At 59.9% G+C, this 15011-nt stretch carries 8 protein-coding genes; 3 read left to right on the top strand and 5 right to left on the bottom strand.

The window, feature by feature from the left end; genetic code table 11:
* Positions 1 to 1141 precede the first annotated feature (1141 nt).
* A complete protein-coding gene (locus tag G5137_RS05675; protein WP_421255052.1) occupies positions 1142 to 1768 on the top strand; it encodes a porin family protein in 627 nt (208 codons plus the stop codon).
* Positions 1769 to 1843: 75 nt separating this feature from the next.
* Here the strand turns inward: G5137_RS05675 and G5137_RS05670 are convergent, their stop codons facing one another.
* Together G5137_RS05670 and G5137_RS05665 are read right to left on the bottom strand one after the other, a co-directional pair.
* Entirely contained in the window at positions 1844 to 2842 is a 999-nt protein-coding gene (locus tag G5137_RS05670) for a sensor domain-containing diguanylate cyclase (RefSeq protein WP_216952682.1), read from the bottom strand.
* A 190-nt stretch (positions 2843 to 3032) separates the two neighbouring features.
* Positions 3033 to 3923: an AraC family transcriptional regulator gene (locus tag G5137_RS05665; RefSeq protein ID WP_421255051.1), complete on the bottom strand. Its 891-nt coding sequence runs from the start codon at positions 3921 to 3923 to the stop codon at positions 3033 to 3035.
* Between the two features lie 75 nt (positions 3924 to 3998).
* Here G5137_RS05665 and G5137_RS05660 point away from each other — a divergent pair, with 75 nt between their 5' ends.
* Both G5137_RS05660 and G5137_RS05655 read left to right on the top strand, forming a co-directional pair.
* On the top strand, positions 3999 to 4397 hold the full coding sequence (locus G5137_RS05660) for a VOC family protein (protein ID WP_421205737.1): 399 nt from the start codon (positions 3999 to 4001) through the stop codon (positions 4395 to 4397).
* A gap of 332 nt (positions 4398 to 4729) precedes the next feature.
* Positions 4730 to 5899 carry a helix-turn-helix domain-containing protein gene (locus tag G5137_RS05655; RefSeq protein ID WP_421255050.1) on the top strand — a complete coding sequence of 390 codons (1170 nt, stop codon included), beginning with the start codon at positions 4730 to 4732 and terminating at the stop codon, positions 5897 to 5899.
* A 41-nt stretch (positions 5900 to 5940) separates the two neighbouring features.
* Here G5137_RS05655 and recD read toward each other — a convergent pair whose 3' ends face one another.
* The 3 genes from recD to recC are packed head-to-tail and all read right to left on the bottom strand — an operon-like array spanning position 5941 to position 14962.
* Positions 5941 to 8004: an exodeoxyribonuclease V subunit alpha gene (gene recD / locus G5137_RS05650; RefSeq protein ID WP_421255049.1), complete on the bottom strand. Its 2064-nt coding sequence runs from the start codon at positions 8002 to 8004 to the stop codon at positions 5941 to 5943.
* Positions 8001 to 11609 carry an exodeoxyribonuclease V subunit beta gene (gene recB / locus G5137_RS05645; protein ID WP_421255048.1) on the bottom strand — a complete coding sequence of 1203 codons (3609 nt, stop codon included), beginning with the start codon at positions 11607 to 11609 and terminating at the stop codon, positions 8001 to 8003. Before recB ends, recD begins: the two co-directional genes overlap by 4 nt.
* Positions 11609 to 14962 (bottom strand): exodeoxyribonuclease V subunit gamma, encoded by a 3354-nt coding sequence (gene recC / locus G5137_RS05640; RefSeq protein ID WP_421255047.1) that lies wholly within the window; start codon positions 14960 to 14962, stop codon positions 11609 to 11611. Before recC ends, recB begins: the two co-directional genes overlap by 1 nt.
* Between the last annotated feature and the right edge of the window lie 49 nt (positions 14963 to 15011).

The following is a 15011-nucleotide window of genomic DNA, read 5'->3' as shown; positions in this document are numbered from 1 at the left end:
GACAGACCAGTTGAACGATGAGGTCGCAAAATCTGACACCAGACAGTGCATATCTTTCAACCCGCAAACATTTTGCTAGTGCTGCATAGAACATCGCGCATAATCGAAACGTATCGAATTCAAGACCCTTCCTGGTTGAGAAATCGATTGTTTGCTTCCAAATTTTTATCTTTTAAACCGTAAGGTTTTTTCTCTTTCCTGGCATTGGGCGGCGCTGATAGCACCGCCCTTTTCTTTTCCCTGAATTCGCAGGTCAGGTCAAGGGCCCCGGCAAGGGGAAGTGTCACAGGCCACCCGCCGCCCACTGATGCGCCAGCCACTACGACCTCTCTGGCAAGGTATCCTAAACGATCCTTAATACCGTCTCATTGCCATTAAATATATTTAAATGGCTTACTTGGAAAGCTTCACTCAATATAAAAACAAATATAATCAAGTAATTTAAAACATCAAAAACTTATCTTTTAAATGGCTTGCATATATAAGCAAACAAAATTAATCGGGCCGCACGCCCCATATCTGCTTATCACACCCCATGCCCACCCCAACAACTGCTACCGGGTGAAGAGAAAAGCCACCCACAAGCGCCCATTCGCGTATCTGGTGGGTAGCATAGCTCACGCAAAAACAGCCTCAAAAGACCACCAAAAGTTACAATGGGAACAATCCCAAACCTCAAAAAGAGCAAAAAACAGGCAAAGAGAGAAATTTTTTTCTCACGGTTTCACCTTGTGATGCGTTCAAAAAATCATCGAAAAGAACCTGATGCCAATCAGTGACATCTGAGATGCCAATTTTTAGACGGCTCATCATGGCCACGCTCGAATGAAAATTCAATGCTGATAAAAATCAATCACATAGAATCAAAATAGAACTCGCAGCCGGTCATTTGCCTCACCAGTTAATTATTTAAACCTCAATAAAGCTAAAACTCTAATAACACCATTTATTAAACAAAATGGCCCTGCTTGCAGCCAGTCATATTTATAATGATGGGGAAACCACTCTCTTGTTATTCAGAAATGTGCTGACTATACTGCGGCCCCTCTGTGAAAGCAGAGCGATGACGGAAATATAAAAAGCTTCATGGATTGAGCAATATAAATTACACGCAGTTCACGCAACACAAGGTTATTTATCCATGAACAAGTTTAATAAAATTGCCGCTTTCTCCCTGCTTGCTCTGGCCATGAATGGCGGCGCCCATGCCGAAGGCTGGTATGCAGGTCTGGATCTGACCACCTCCAAGATGGATCTCGACGGTGACCTCCAGCGCGCCTATAACGCCAAAGTGATCGACGACCAGCTCGACGGCGGCAGCCTGATCGTCGGTTACAGCTTCAAACCCTGGCTGGCCATTGAAGGTGGCCTGCACGCCCAACAGATGGAGCAGCTGATCTGGGTGACCTCTCAGGGGGCAACCGGCTTTGCCGACACCACCATCGACACCCGCAGCATCAGCCTGGCCGCCAAGCTGAGCCATCCGCTGGCCTGGGGCTTCAGCGCCTATGCCAAACCGGGTATCGCTTACACTCGCACCGAAGTGGAAGTTGTCGGCAATGCCACCATCCTCGGTATGAGCGGTCAGGTAAGTGGCAGCGAAACCAAGAGCAAGGTACACCCCAATCTGGAAGTGGGTCTGGACTACGCCTTCAACGACAGCTTCTCTGCCGGTATCGGTTACGAGCGCCAGTTCAACGCCCTGAGCCTGGGTGATGAGCACTACTCTCTGGATACCCTCAAGCTGGGTCTGCGCTACCACTTCTAAGTCGCGCCGCGTCAGTAACAATGCAAAAGGGCCACAGGTTTCACGCCTGCGGCCCTTCTATTGGCTGATGTGCCATCAGCAGATCTGATTCTTGCCCTGCTGCTTGGCCTGATAGAGCGCCCGATCGGCACGCACCATCAGACTCTCCTTCTGCTCACCCTGCTGATACTCCGCCACTCCGAAGCTCATGGTGGTAACACCGCGGGGACAGATGGGGTTCGTCACCATCAACGCCTGAAACTTGTTCGCCACCACCAACGCATCTTCACGGCCGGTATTGGGCAGCAGCACCATAAACTCGTCGCCACCCCAACGAGCCAGCAGATCAATCTCGCGGATATGGTCGCGCACCAGCGCCACTATGTTGATCAGGGTCTGATCCCCGATATTGTGGCCATAGCTGTCATTGATCTGCTTGAAGTTGTCCACATCCATGGCAATCACGGTAAAAGGCAAGTGAAAGCGGCGCGCCCGTTCGCACTCCAGCTGCAACGCCCGCTCCAGCCGATAGCGGCTGGCGGCACCGGTCAGGGCATCAGTCTCCGCCAGCTGACGATTCTCCTCCACCCTCTGTTGCAGTGCCTCGTTGACTCGCACCAGCTCGGCGGTGCGCTCCGCCACCAGTTGCTCCAGCGACTGATTGCGCAGCTCCAGCTGCTCCAGCAGCAACTTGCTGGCGTGGATATTGCGATGGGCGCCGATCATCCGCGCCACAGACCCATCGGGATTGCGCTCTATGATGCGGCCGCAATCCTCGATCCAGATATAGTCTCCGCCGCGACTGCGGCAGCGATACTCGACACGGTAGTCGGGGGCGGCGCCGCTCAGATAGGCATCGAAGCTCGCCATCACCCGATCCATGTCGTCGGGGTGGATCACACTCTCCCAGGTGAAGACATTGTTGCCTAGAGTATGGGGCTCGTAGCCCAGCATCCGGTACCAGCCCGGGTTGCGATAGACGAAACCGGTGTTGGCATTCCAGTCCCAGATGCCATCGCTGATCACCTCGAGAATGCCATGTACCACGGCTTCGCTGACATCCGAGATCCTGATCGTGTCGCTGTCCTGCAGCATGGGAGACCATCCTTGTATTGCCGCCCCGCTGGGGCGCGGGGCATTCCAGCCTGATGTTGAGAAATGATAGCGGCAGACGGCTGCACAGTCCGCTATCCGTTGATCGATGAAAACCGCCACTACTTGTTCCGGTTATCGGCCGCCATCGGGTTCGTCTGAATAACATTAGCAACCAGTGTGGCTCAATATTTCACCCTTGTCCGGTTTTAAAGGCAGGATGATGCAGGTTGCGATAGTGGCTGGGCGCCAGGCCATGCTGGCGTTTGAAGGCGGTGGAGAAGTGGTACTCGTTCTTGAAGCCGCACTGCTCGGCCAGCAGCTTCACCGGGTCGGCCCGGCTGGCCAGCAAGAGCGCCGCCCGCTGCAGCCGCAGCCGTTGCAGCAGCGCCATGGGCGCCAGCGCGAAGTGCTGCTGGCAGAGCCGGTAGAGCTGGCGCTCGGAGAGATGCAGGGCGCCAGCCATGCGCGCTATGTCCCACGGCTCGGTCAGCGCCTCTTTGAGCAGCAATTCGAGGCGCAGCGCCAGCCGCTCGCCACGCCGCTGCCCCTTTTGCAACAGACGGCGCAGGTAAAAGCCGAGCTGCTCAACCAGCAGGGCGCTGAGCAGCGGGTCCTGATGGCGCTCCTGCTCCGCATAGAGGTTCTCGAGCGTGCGCAGCACGGTAGCCTGCTGGGAGGTACAACCGAGCCGGGGGTGGCTGGCGAAGGCATCCCAGGGGGAATCCTTGTGCAGCAGCAGCCACACCAGCTCCCACTCACTCCCCTTATTCACCTGCTGGTTCAACGGCTCACTCAACTGATAGCAGAGTGGCTCCCCGGCTGGGATCAGCGCCCACTCCCCGGCCTGCAACCGCTCGCGGCGATCGCCCACCTGCACCTCCCCCTCACCGCCCAGGGTCAGCAGAAAACAGTGCATATCGGCAAAGCGGCGCGCGATGCGGTAGCGGGTCTTGAGACGGGAATAGCCCGCCAGCCACACCTGCTCCTGTGCGAGGGCCGGCAGCAGACTGTCGCAACAGATCTGCTCGCGGCAGTCGGGGGAGACATCGATAATCTCGGTGTTGGCAGTTTCAGACATCATCAGGACGGGCTCAGCCATGTCGAAGGGACAGGCCCCAGCATAGCATTAAGGGCATCGAGTCACAGGAGACCAGCCATGCATATCCATCACGTCGCCATCTGGGCGCAGGATCTGGAGGCACTCAAGGCATTCTACTGCACCCTGTTTGGCGGGCAGGCCAATGAGCGCTATCACAACCCGAGCAAACAGTTCAGCTCTTACTTCGTGCGTTTCGAAGGGGGCGCCAGCCTGGAGCTGATGCACATCCCCATACTGTTTCCGGCAGATCTCACTCTGCCACACCCGTTGCAGGGGCTGGCCCACCTCGCCTTCTCCCTCGGCAGCGTGGAGGAAGTGGACAAGATGACCGCCCGCCTCAAGCTGCTCAAGGGCGCCGAAGTGAAACACCTGGACGGCCCCCGCTGGACCGGCGACGGCTATTACGAGAGCACCTTCCTCGACCCGGAAGGCAACCGGCTGGAGCTGACCATCTAATACCTGAATGCTCCCCTCACCCTGGCCCTCTCGTAAGTTCGATTAGCGAAGCGTAATCGGACAACGGTAACGGCATTGCTCCCTTCTCCCGTTTATTAAAAAAGGAGGAGAAGGGCTGGGGATAAGGGAAAGGAAAAAGAGATTTCGCGGTAAACGTTGGGCTTCGCTACGCTCGCCACAACCTACACGATCGGTAGTTTGGTGCTGAGCCTGCGAAGCCCAACATGCGAGTTCAGCTTATAAGCATGTAAATAGTTCCATTGCGACCATATTTGAAGGTAAACTGACGACAATTACAAAATACAATTTACATTACTTCATGGTTTTATTTAATGAACAGCATCATTAATGACTTACTCTCAAAAGGTAAAGAAGGTCTCTGGTGGGACTTCAAACAAAAATTCCACAACAATATTGTTGCAATGGTCCATGATATTCTATGTATGGCTAATGTAATTCACAATGGGAATAGATACATAGCTTTCGGAATATCTGATTCATTAGAAGTAGTTGGATTAAACGAGAGTGATAAAAAATATACTCAAGCAGATATTATAACTGCGCTTAGAAGACTACGTTTTAGTGAAGATAACATCCCAAACATTCAGCTTGATTTTTTACAATTTAATGAAGCCAAGTTAGCAATCCTAACAATATTTAATGAGCCTTTAAAACCATATTACCTGACAAAAGAATACAGTTATCAAGGTAAATCCATACGAGCTGGTGTTGTTTATTCACGGACAAATGATGCTAATACACCATTAGATTCATGTGCCAATCCAATTGATGTCAGAACGATGTGGAGTGAAAGATTCGGCCTCAACCTAAAAGTCCCTGATAGATTCTCCATTCTTTTAGAAGATGCCAAATGTTGGGACTATGACGGTATTAGCCAAGCCTTCTATTCTAATGATCCTGATTTCACTATTGAGATTGGAAGTGTAGAACATGAGGGGGGTAATTACTGGTGGCAAAACTTATATTTTGAGAATGCAAGACAGTTTGACTACCACTTAAAATATAAGAACAGAATTATTAAAACCTTGCCTGTTGTTAATTACTACAACGAGGGTTTGACTATACCATTCCCAAACATTGAGTTTATTACCTATCCAGAAGCTCAAGATGGGTCAAATGCAGAATTTTACTGTGAGATTTACTATTATAAAAAAGGAACTATTGAATATAGTTTATTTCAACACATAAGAAAAATTGAAGTGCATTGTGATACATATCAAACACTGTCTACACCAATCACAACTCAACTGAAACCACCCATAATAAAATTGCCATTTCTTATAATTAACAGTGACAGTGAACTAAATGAACTGTCCAAGAAATTCATGGAAAAATATCATGAGTTTAATTCCTGTAAGTCAGATTTGATGAGAAAACGTTACCCTGACGAAAATTATAATAGATGGGATGTTGAAAAAGTTTTTTCGGAGTGGGTTTTTGAGCAAATAAATCCTCCCTCTGAATTTTCAATTAGTGAATGACATTAAAACGGCGGCAAATCCCTTTACCGCCATCCAATCAATCACTCCCCCAACCTCTGTGCCAATCCGGAATAACGCTCGGTCTTTTTCCGCACCGCCTGTGCCAGCAGGGCGCGATCGCCGTAGAGATCGAGCCGTGCCTTGGCGCGGGTGATGCCGGTATAGACCAGCTCGCGGGTCAGCAGCGGGCTGGGGCTGTCGGGCAGCACCAGCACGGTATGGGCAAACTCGGAGCCCTGGGATTTGTGGATGGTCATGGCGTAGACGGTCTCGTGGGGCGGCAGCCGGCTGGGCAGCAGAGCGCGCAAGGTGCCGTCCGGCTGCTCAAACCATACCTTGAGGCGGCCAGTTTCATCGGGCAGGCAGAGCCCCATATCGCCGTTGTAGAGGCCGACGCCGTGGTCGTTGCGCACCACCATCACCGGGCGACCGGCATACCAGTCGCCATCGCGGGCGATCAGGCCAGCCCGTGACAGGGCCAGTTCGAGCCGCTCGTTTAGCCCCAGCACCCCGAACGGGCCATCGCGCAGGGCGCAGAGGATTTGGAAGCTGTTGAATGCCTTGAACACGGCGGCGGGCGCCTCCCCGGCGCGGGCCGCCTTCAGATAGCTGCCGTAACCGGCCACCCCTTGTGCAATCAGGGCGTCGTAGGCCTCCCCAGCCCAGGGGTGCAAGCTGATATCGGCGAATCCTGCGCCCCAGACTGATTCCACCGCCGTGGCATCGCCGCTGTTGCAGGCGCGTGCCAACTGGCCGATGCCCGAATGCTGATCAAAGCGCCAGCTCTTGGCCAGCAAACAGAGGCTGTCGCGCACCGGCGCCCCCGCGGGCGTACCCTGCAAACGGTAGCTGGTCTGGCGGGAGAGCCAATCCGCCTGCTCCGGGCTGATGCCCTGTTCGATAAAGCTGCAGATATCGCCGAGCACGGCACCCGCCTCTACCGAGGCGAGCTGATCCTTGTCGCCTAGCAGGATCAGGCGGGCGTGGCTTGGCAACGCATCGAGCAGCCGCGCCATCATCGGCAAGTCGACCATGGAGGCCTCATCCACCACCAGCAGGTCGAGGTGCAGCGGGTTGCCCGCGTGGTGGCGGAACTGACTGCGCCCCGGAATGACCCCGAGCAGTCGATGCAGGGTGCCCGCCTCGGTGGGGATCGCCTCCACCCACTCGGGGGGCAGATCGAGGGCCTGCAGGGCAGAGCCGATACTCTCGGTCAGGCGCGCCGCCGCCTTGCCGGTGGGGGCCACCAGCCGGATCGCCGGGGCCTTGCCCGCTTGCAGGCCGGTCTCCACCAGAATGGCGAGCAGTTTCGCCACAGTCGTGGTCTTGCCGGTGCCGGGGCCGCCGGAGATCACCGCAAAGGGGCGCGCCGCCGCGGTGGCCGCCGCCAGCTTCTGGCCGTTGCAGCAGAGCGCCTCGGGCACCAGCGCATCCAGCTTGCTCAAATCGCTCGCCGCCTGGGCGCTGGCGAGCAGCCCTTCGATGGCGGGCCAATCCACTTCATTGGGGAACACCAGATCGAGATACTTCAGGGTAAAGTGGCGGGCAGAGAAGTCAGGGGCTAGGCGGGCCTTGAGCAGCGCCGCGAACACCAGCCCGTAGTCGCGGGCAAACAGCCGCGACAGGGCCGGGGCGATCTCCGGCCATTCGGCACGCTCGCTCAGGGCGCGCAGATGGCGGGCCACCCCCAGTTCAAAATCGTGGTAGCGGGTGAGGTAGAGCCGCCCGTGCCACAGCCGCAGCGGCCAGCGCGGGGTTAGCCCGTCATCCTGCTCGGTTCCAACCAAGGGACTCTCTGCAAACAGGGCGGGCCAGCGGGCAGGATCAGCCAGATCCAGCAGCAGATCCCGGCTCTGCTGGGGATCCAGCCCGAACGGCCGTAAAGCTCCACTCGCCAACATATCAAGGGGCAGACAGACATGGCCGCGCCCCAGCTCGAAGCAGGTGAGCGCCGCCCCCAGCACCAGCTCGGGGTTGCCGCCAAGGTCAGCCACCAGCCGGGCGAATTGCAGATCCAGCTGGCGGATGCGGCCAGCCAGCGCCAGTGTTTTCAACCGTTCAACCATCATTGCGCTGGTCGCGGTGCTGATCATGGTGCCGCTCATGCCTCTACCTCGTTCAATGCTTGGGATCCCGCTGCTGGCAGCTCACTGCCTTCGCGAAACAACTTATCCAGCCCCAGCACCAGTTCACGGCTCGGGCGGGTATGGAAAATGCCCCCCTGCGGCATGCCGCGCAGGAACAGATAGAAGACCCCGCCAAAGTGCTGCTCGAAGTCGTAGCCCGGCAGGCGCAGGGTGAGCAGCCGGTGCAGCGCCAGCGAGTAGAGCTGGTATTGCAGGTCGTAGCGGTGCTCGGCCATCGCCCGCTCCAGCGCCGGACGGCTGTAATCGGCGGGGCTCATGCCGAGGTGGTTCGATTTGTAGTCGAGCAGATACCAGCGCCCCTGCCACTCGAACACCAGATCGATAAAGCCCTTGAGCATCCCCTGCACCGTGGCAAAGCTGAGCGGCTTGTTGCCCCGCGACAGCGGGTCGTGCTGCTGGCAGAGCGCAGTCAGCGCCGATGCCGTCACCCGCCCCATGGGCAGGAAGAACTCCAGCTCCACCTGCTTGCGCTCGGGCGCCAGATCCCGCAGCCGCACCGGCTCGCCAAAGCCTGTCTCCAGCGGGGTATCCAGCACCGCCTCCACCTGCTGTTGCAGCACCGGGGCCCAGCTCTCGTCGAAACCATCCTGCGCCAACAGGGTGGCGATATGCTCTGCCAACGGCTCGCCCGCGGCGCTTTGAAAATCGATGGTCTCGAACAGGCTGTGCAGCAAGGTGCCGGGGCGCGCCCCTTTCGGGAAGGTGAAGATGGAGGGCTGGGGCGCCTCGTCCGGTTGTTCCGCAGCCAGCGCGGCCGCCTCGGTGACGACCTCGTCATCGAAGCCGGGATTGGCGAGTACACCCTTGCTGTGACCGTGACCCTGCGCCGCCAGCCCCGAGTAGGAGCTGATCCACCAGTCCCGCTCAAGGGAACCTGTAAAGTGGCGCACCTGCGGCTCGCCCAACTGCTCCTCCTCTGGCGGCAGCGGGGTCGGACGGGTGAGCGAGGGCTCACCGACAGCCACCCCGGGCAGCGCCTGTGCCAGCTCGGTCAGCGCGGTCGCCAGCGTCTGCGCATCCCCCTCTTCACCCTTTTGCAGCAGGTAGCCGATGGCGGTGTGGTGCAGGTCGGTCTTCTCCGACTTGCCCGCTCCCGCCCGCACCGGCGCCAGCCCCAGCCAGGTGGCGTAGACGCCCCGGGTCAGCGCCACATAGAGCAGCCGCAAATCTTCGGCAAGCCGCTCCCTGTCCGCTTCGGCGAGCGACGAGTCGGCGCCGGTCAGATCGAGAATGGTGCGATTGCCCGACTCATCCGCCTCGTGATAGAGCGGGGTCTCGGCGGTTCTGTGGCTGCAGATAAAGGGCAGGAACACCAGCGGGTACTCCAGCCCCTTGGATTTGTGGATGGTGACGATCTGCACCAGCTTGCGCTCGGATTCGAGGCGTAGTACCTGCTCAGCATCCTGCCCGTTGGGGCGACTCACCGCCTCCCCCAGCCAGCGCAGCAGGGCGTACTCCCCGTCCAGCTCGCTGCTCACCTGTTGCAGCAGCTCGCCGAGATGGAGGAAGTTGGTCAGCCGCCGCTCGCCATAGGGGCTCGCCAAAAGCGAAGAGGCGAGATTGCGCCGGTGCAGCAGGGCCCGCAGCATCGCCAGCACGCCACGGCGGTGCCAGATCTTGCGGTACTCCATAAACTCCTGCACCGCGCTCTCCCACGCCCGCTCGTCGCTGGCCAGTCCATCGAGCGCCTTGGCGTCGAGATCAAACAGGCCGGTGGCGAGCGCCGCCCGCAGGCTGCGCTCTTCGCTCGGGTTCTGGCAGGCGTGCAAAATCAGCAGGATCTCCCGCGCCTCCGTCTGCTCCAGCACGCTCTCGCGGTTCGACAGATAGACGGAGGCGATGGCGAGGCGCGCCAGCTCCTGCTGCACCAGCTTGCCCTCGGCGCCGGTGCGCACCAGCACGGCGATATCCCCGGCCTTCACCGCCTTGTCACCGATCAATGCCTTGCCCTCGCGAGCCAGGGTCAGCAGTCGGTGGATCTCGGCGGCGGTGGCGCGGGCCATCTTGCTCTGGTAATCCCCCCGGTTGAAGGTGGGCTGACCGCTCAGCTGCCAGCAGTGGAGCACGGGCGCGGTGGCGCCATCGAGCAGCAGCGCCTTGCTCTTGCCCTGCGCCTCCACCGGCAGGAAGGGGATATCCGCCTCGTAGATAAAGGGATCCTTGGCTCGCTCGAACAGGCCGTTGACCGCCCCCACCAGCGCACTGCTGGAGCGCCAGTTGCGCCCGAGGGTGTAGTGGGCGCTCACATTTCGCCGCGCCTGAATGTAGGTAAAGATGTCGGCGCCGCGAAAGCCGTAGATGGCCTGCTTGGGGTCACCGATCATCAACAGCGCCGTGTCGCTATGGCCGCCGTAGAGGCGATGGAAGATGCGGTACTGCTGGGGATCGGTATCCTGAAATTCGTCGATCATCGCCACCCGATAGGTGGCGCGAATGCGCTCGCAGAGCCTCTCGCCAAGGCTGGAGCCAAGCGCCCCATCGAGGTCTTTCAGCAGGTCATCGAACGAGAGCTGATGGGCTTGGCGCTTGCTGGCCTGCATCCGGCTGCGCACCACTTTGGCCGCCCGTTGCAGGATCAGATCCCGAATGCCGGGGCGGCTCGCCAGCAGCTGGTCGATCTGGCTGAACAGCGGCAGGGTCGGCACGGCGCCCCCCTTCTTGAGGTTCTCCTCCAGCACCGTCTGGCCGAAGCGCTCCAGCTCCTTGGGGATGGCGTAGCCACTGCTCTCGTCCTGCGCCCAGTCGGCTATCTTGGCAAGCCACCCTTCGTAGTTCTTGCCGGTGTAGCGGCTGATCTGGCCGTCTGTCTGGCGGCGGATCTCGTCCACCTGCGCCAGCCATTCACTCTTCACCGCCGCGATGCGGCTCATGGCCGCCTGATGGCGGGTGGCGAGGGTCTCGTCCCCCAGCGCGGGGTGGATCTCCAGCTCGCTGTTGTCGAGCCAGCTGCCCATCTCCCGCAGCAGGGCGGCGGGGCTTGGCCAGAGCGCGCGCACGGCGCTGGCGAGGGCTTTATCCACCGGATAGAACTCGGCTCGCCAGTAGTCGCTCACCGCCTGCAACCTGAGCTGGCTATCGTCGGTAAGAAATTCGGTTTCAAAGAGGGCGCCCGACTCGAAGGCGTTCTGCTTGAGCATCCGCTGGCAGAAGCCGTGGATGGTAAAGACCGCCGCCTCGTCCATCTGCCGCTCGGCGGCCAGCAGGCGACGGGCCGCCAGCTCGTGATCCTCCACCTCGGCCAGCAGCATGTTCAACAGAGCGTCACGGCTATGGCCGCGCATAAAGGCGAGGCGCGCCTCGTGGATGCGGCCACGGATCCGTCCGCGCAGCTCGGCGGTGGCCGCTTCGGTAAAGGTCACCACCAGAATTTCGGTCACCGAGAGCGGCCGCTCGTGGGCGCTCGGCTGACCAGAATCGGCCCCCTCTTCGATGAGCGGGCCGTGGCCCAGCAGCAGGCGCAGGTAGAGACCAGCGATGGTGTAGGTCTTGCCGGTACCGGCGGAGGCTTCGATCAGTCGTTCACCATGGAGGGGAAAACGCAATGTATTGAGCGGGTTAGCCATTATTTCAGCTCCTCCAGGGTCTTGAGCAGCGGGGTCAGGTGTTCACGGGCCAGCGCCTGCAACTGCCCCAGCACCTCGTCATCGAGTTCGGGGAAGCAGCGGGCGACGTAAACGTCCTGCCCCTCCCCGTTGATCATCCAGCCGCCGTTGAAACGGGTGAGGGCCGCCTTGTCGGCCGCCTCCGGCTTGTCGGGATCCTTCTCGATCGCCTTGAGCCAATCCCATGCGGTGTTGGGGAAGAACGGCAGCGGCCGCTTCATCCCCTGCGCCCAGCACGCCACCAGCGCCGCCAGCTTGGGGCGCGCCTCGTCGGCAGCAAGAGCAGGCAGTCGCAGACTCTGTTTGGCATCGAACAACAGGGTGTCGCCGGGGGCGCCACTCAATGAGAGGCAGAGGTGCTGGATCCAGCCCAGCAGCAGATCCTTGCCGTTGAAGCTGCCGGGTTTGACCACCAGCAAGCGCCCCTTCTGAGTGTCGATCCACCCTTGCAGCTGGCCCTGAGTGAGGGAGATATCGATCTCCACCGCCTGTTTTTCTGACTCATTGGCCGCAACCCATGGCCGCAGCCGATCCGCCAGCTTGCCCATCTCGGCATCCAGATCGTCCAGCAGCAGGCTGCCGAACCACCCTTGCGGCAGCAGGCCGGTGAGCTGCAACCGCTCGCGACGCTCGGTACTTTCACCTTCCGCCAGATGGGCATCGAGCAGCAGATCTTTCAGCTGATAATGTTGCAGGCCATCCAGCTCGAACGGCTCGCTGTCCTCGATGTTGGCTTCGTTCAGCTCAAACCACACCTTGAGGCGACGGTTGAGGAAATATTTGGTGGGCTGGCGATAGAAGCGCAGCAGCTCCGCCAGCTCCAGCCCCTGCTCCTTGCCCCATTCGGGGGGCAAAGGCAGCTCGCCGCTCTGGAAGTTGGCCGCGCCGCGCACCGGATTGAGGGCGGGCAACCAGTCGGCGGCATAGGTAAAGAGGCGTGAACCAGGCTCCGGATAGAAGTAGTTGCGGCTGTAGGGGGTGAGCGGGTGCGCCACCATCAGGTGGTTGAGCAGCCGCTTGCCGGAGGTTTCGTCATCGAGATCCTCATCCCCCGCCAGCACAAAGCCCTGCCGCACATAGTCGATCAGCTCCGCCAGCAGCACCGACGGCACCTTGTCGCTGTTGTCCTGCGCGCTGAAGCCCTGATAGCTGATATAGAGCCCCTGCTGGGCGCTGAGCAGCGCCTCGAGGAAGAGGTAGCGGTCATCATCGCGACGGGAGCGATCCCCACGCCGCGACGCTACCGCCATCAGGTCGAACCCCATGGGGGCCAGGGTGCGCGGGTAGACGCCATCGTTCATGCCGAGCAGACAGACCTGCTTGAAGGGGATGGAGCGCATCGGCATCAGGGTGCAGAAGTTGACCTGACCGGCGAGGAAGCGCTGGCTGGAGCGGGACTCCCCCAGCACGCTGCCGAGGTAATCCTGCAACAAGTCGGCGGTAATGGGCTGCTCGAAACGGGCCTCGCCGAGCCGGGTCTGCCACTCGACCAGCTGGCTGCGAATCAGCTGGAGTTGACGCTCTTCATCCTCGTCGGCCAGATAGAAGCGCTCCAGCAGCGCCAGCAGGCAGGCGTTCCACTCGGCCAGCGGCTGCGCCTGTTGCAGGCGGGGCAAAAACTCGGCCAGCGAGTCGACAAACCAGGCGAGCTTGCCAAGTGCCAGCCCCTGCTGACCCTCGATATCGGCGTAAGGCAGAATGCCCGCCACCGGCTCACCGTCGCCCATGGCAAAACCGAGCAGCATGCGGCGCAGGCCGAACAGCCAGCTGTTGCCGGACATGGGCGGCAGATCGAAACGGACGGGGTAACCGTCATCCAACCCCCAGCGGATGCCGGTCTCCTGCACCCAGACCCGCAGCTGGTTGAACTCGTCGTCATCCAATTCGAAACGGCGCAGCACGGCGGGCACCTCGAGAATGGCGAGCAGCTCCCCCGCCCCGAAGCGGGCGTTGGGCAGCCTGAGCAGGGCGAGGAAGCTTTGCAGCAGCGGGCTCTCCTGACTCGCCGCCCGATCCGAGACCGCAAACGGGATCTGACCGCGCGCGCCAAACACCGCCTGAATGTAGGGGCCATAGCTGTTCACATCCGGCATCATCACCACCACATCTTTCGGGGTGAGGGTCGGGTCCTGCTCGAACAGCGCCAGCAGCCGGTCGTGCAGCACCTCGAGTTCGCGCATCGGGCCATGGCAGGCGTGGATCTGCAAGGATCCATCCGCCGGATCGATCGGGCTCTTGTGATGGCTGCTGTCGAGATCGAACTGACCGGCGCCCCGTTCTGCCAGCTCCAGCACATCCTTCTGGATGGCGCGCAGCAGGCTGACATTGCCCTTGCCATCCACTTCGTCGATATCGACGAAAGCCTCGATTTGCGGCACCTCCAGCTCCATCAGCTGATGCAGGTAGTCGCGCCCCAGCTTGCCCATGGAGGCGAGCAGCGGGTTGGCGGGGCCTTGCAATGTCTCGATGTCGGTACCGGGTTTGAGCTTGTTCTCCAGCCGAGCCAGGGTCTTGCGATCCAGCAGATCCCCCCAGTAGTAACGGCAGGGGTTGGTGACGAACAGGTGCACCTCCACCTCCGGTCGGCTACCGAGGGCCAGCAGCGCCTCCACATAGCGCGGCGGCAGCGCCGAGATGCCGAACACGAAGACCCGTTGCGGCAGCTTGCCCGGCAGATCGGCGGTGCGCGCCAGCTCGTGGATAAACTCCTCGTAGAGGTTGGCGCGGTGGTAGCCGCTCGGAGAGAGCGCCAGGGTGCGGGCCACCAGCTCGCGCCACAGCTCGGGCTGCCAATCCTGACCGCTCACCCCGGCCAGCTCCTGACTCAATCCTTCCCCCTCTTCCCAGCGGGCGATCCAGTCCGGCCGGTAGACCAGATACTGGTCAAACAGATCCGCCACCTTCTGGCAGAGCTGCCACAGCCGCACCTGCTCGGGATCCTGGGCGGGATCCTCGTCCTCTCCACCGCCCAGATAGGCGGCGAGCGGGGCAAAGGCGGGGCGATCCAGCAAGGCAGGCATAATGGTCATCAGTTGCCAGCTCATGGATCCCTTGTTGTAGGGGCTCTGGCGCGGCACATCTGCCAGCACCCGGGTGAACATCTCCCAGATAAAGCTGGCGGGCAGCGGAAAGTCGATATTGGCGGCAATGCCAAACGCTTTGGCTAGCTCCAGCTTGAGCCACTGGGCCATGCCCGGACTCTGCACCAAGATCTGCTCCCGATCGAAGGGGTGAGAGAGGGGGGCCTGCCGGATGCGGCTCACCAGCAGCTCTTTGAGCAGATCCAGCTGATTGGAGTGGTAGAGGGTAAACATGAGCAATTCCCGCCTGTGGATGAGAGGGGGCGAGGGAAAAGGCGAGCCA

Origin of the sequence: Aeromonas sp. 600282, assembly GCF_049175755.1 — a bacterium.
In the GTDB taxonomy this organism is placed as follows: Bacteria; Pseudomonadota; Gammaproteobacteria; order Enterobacterales; family Aeromonadaceae; genus Aeromonas; species Aeromonas veronii_A.
This window is presented reverse-complemented; position numbering and strand designations above follow the sequence as displayed.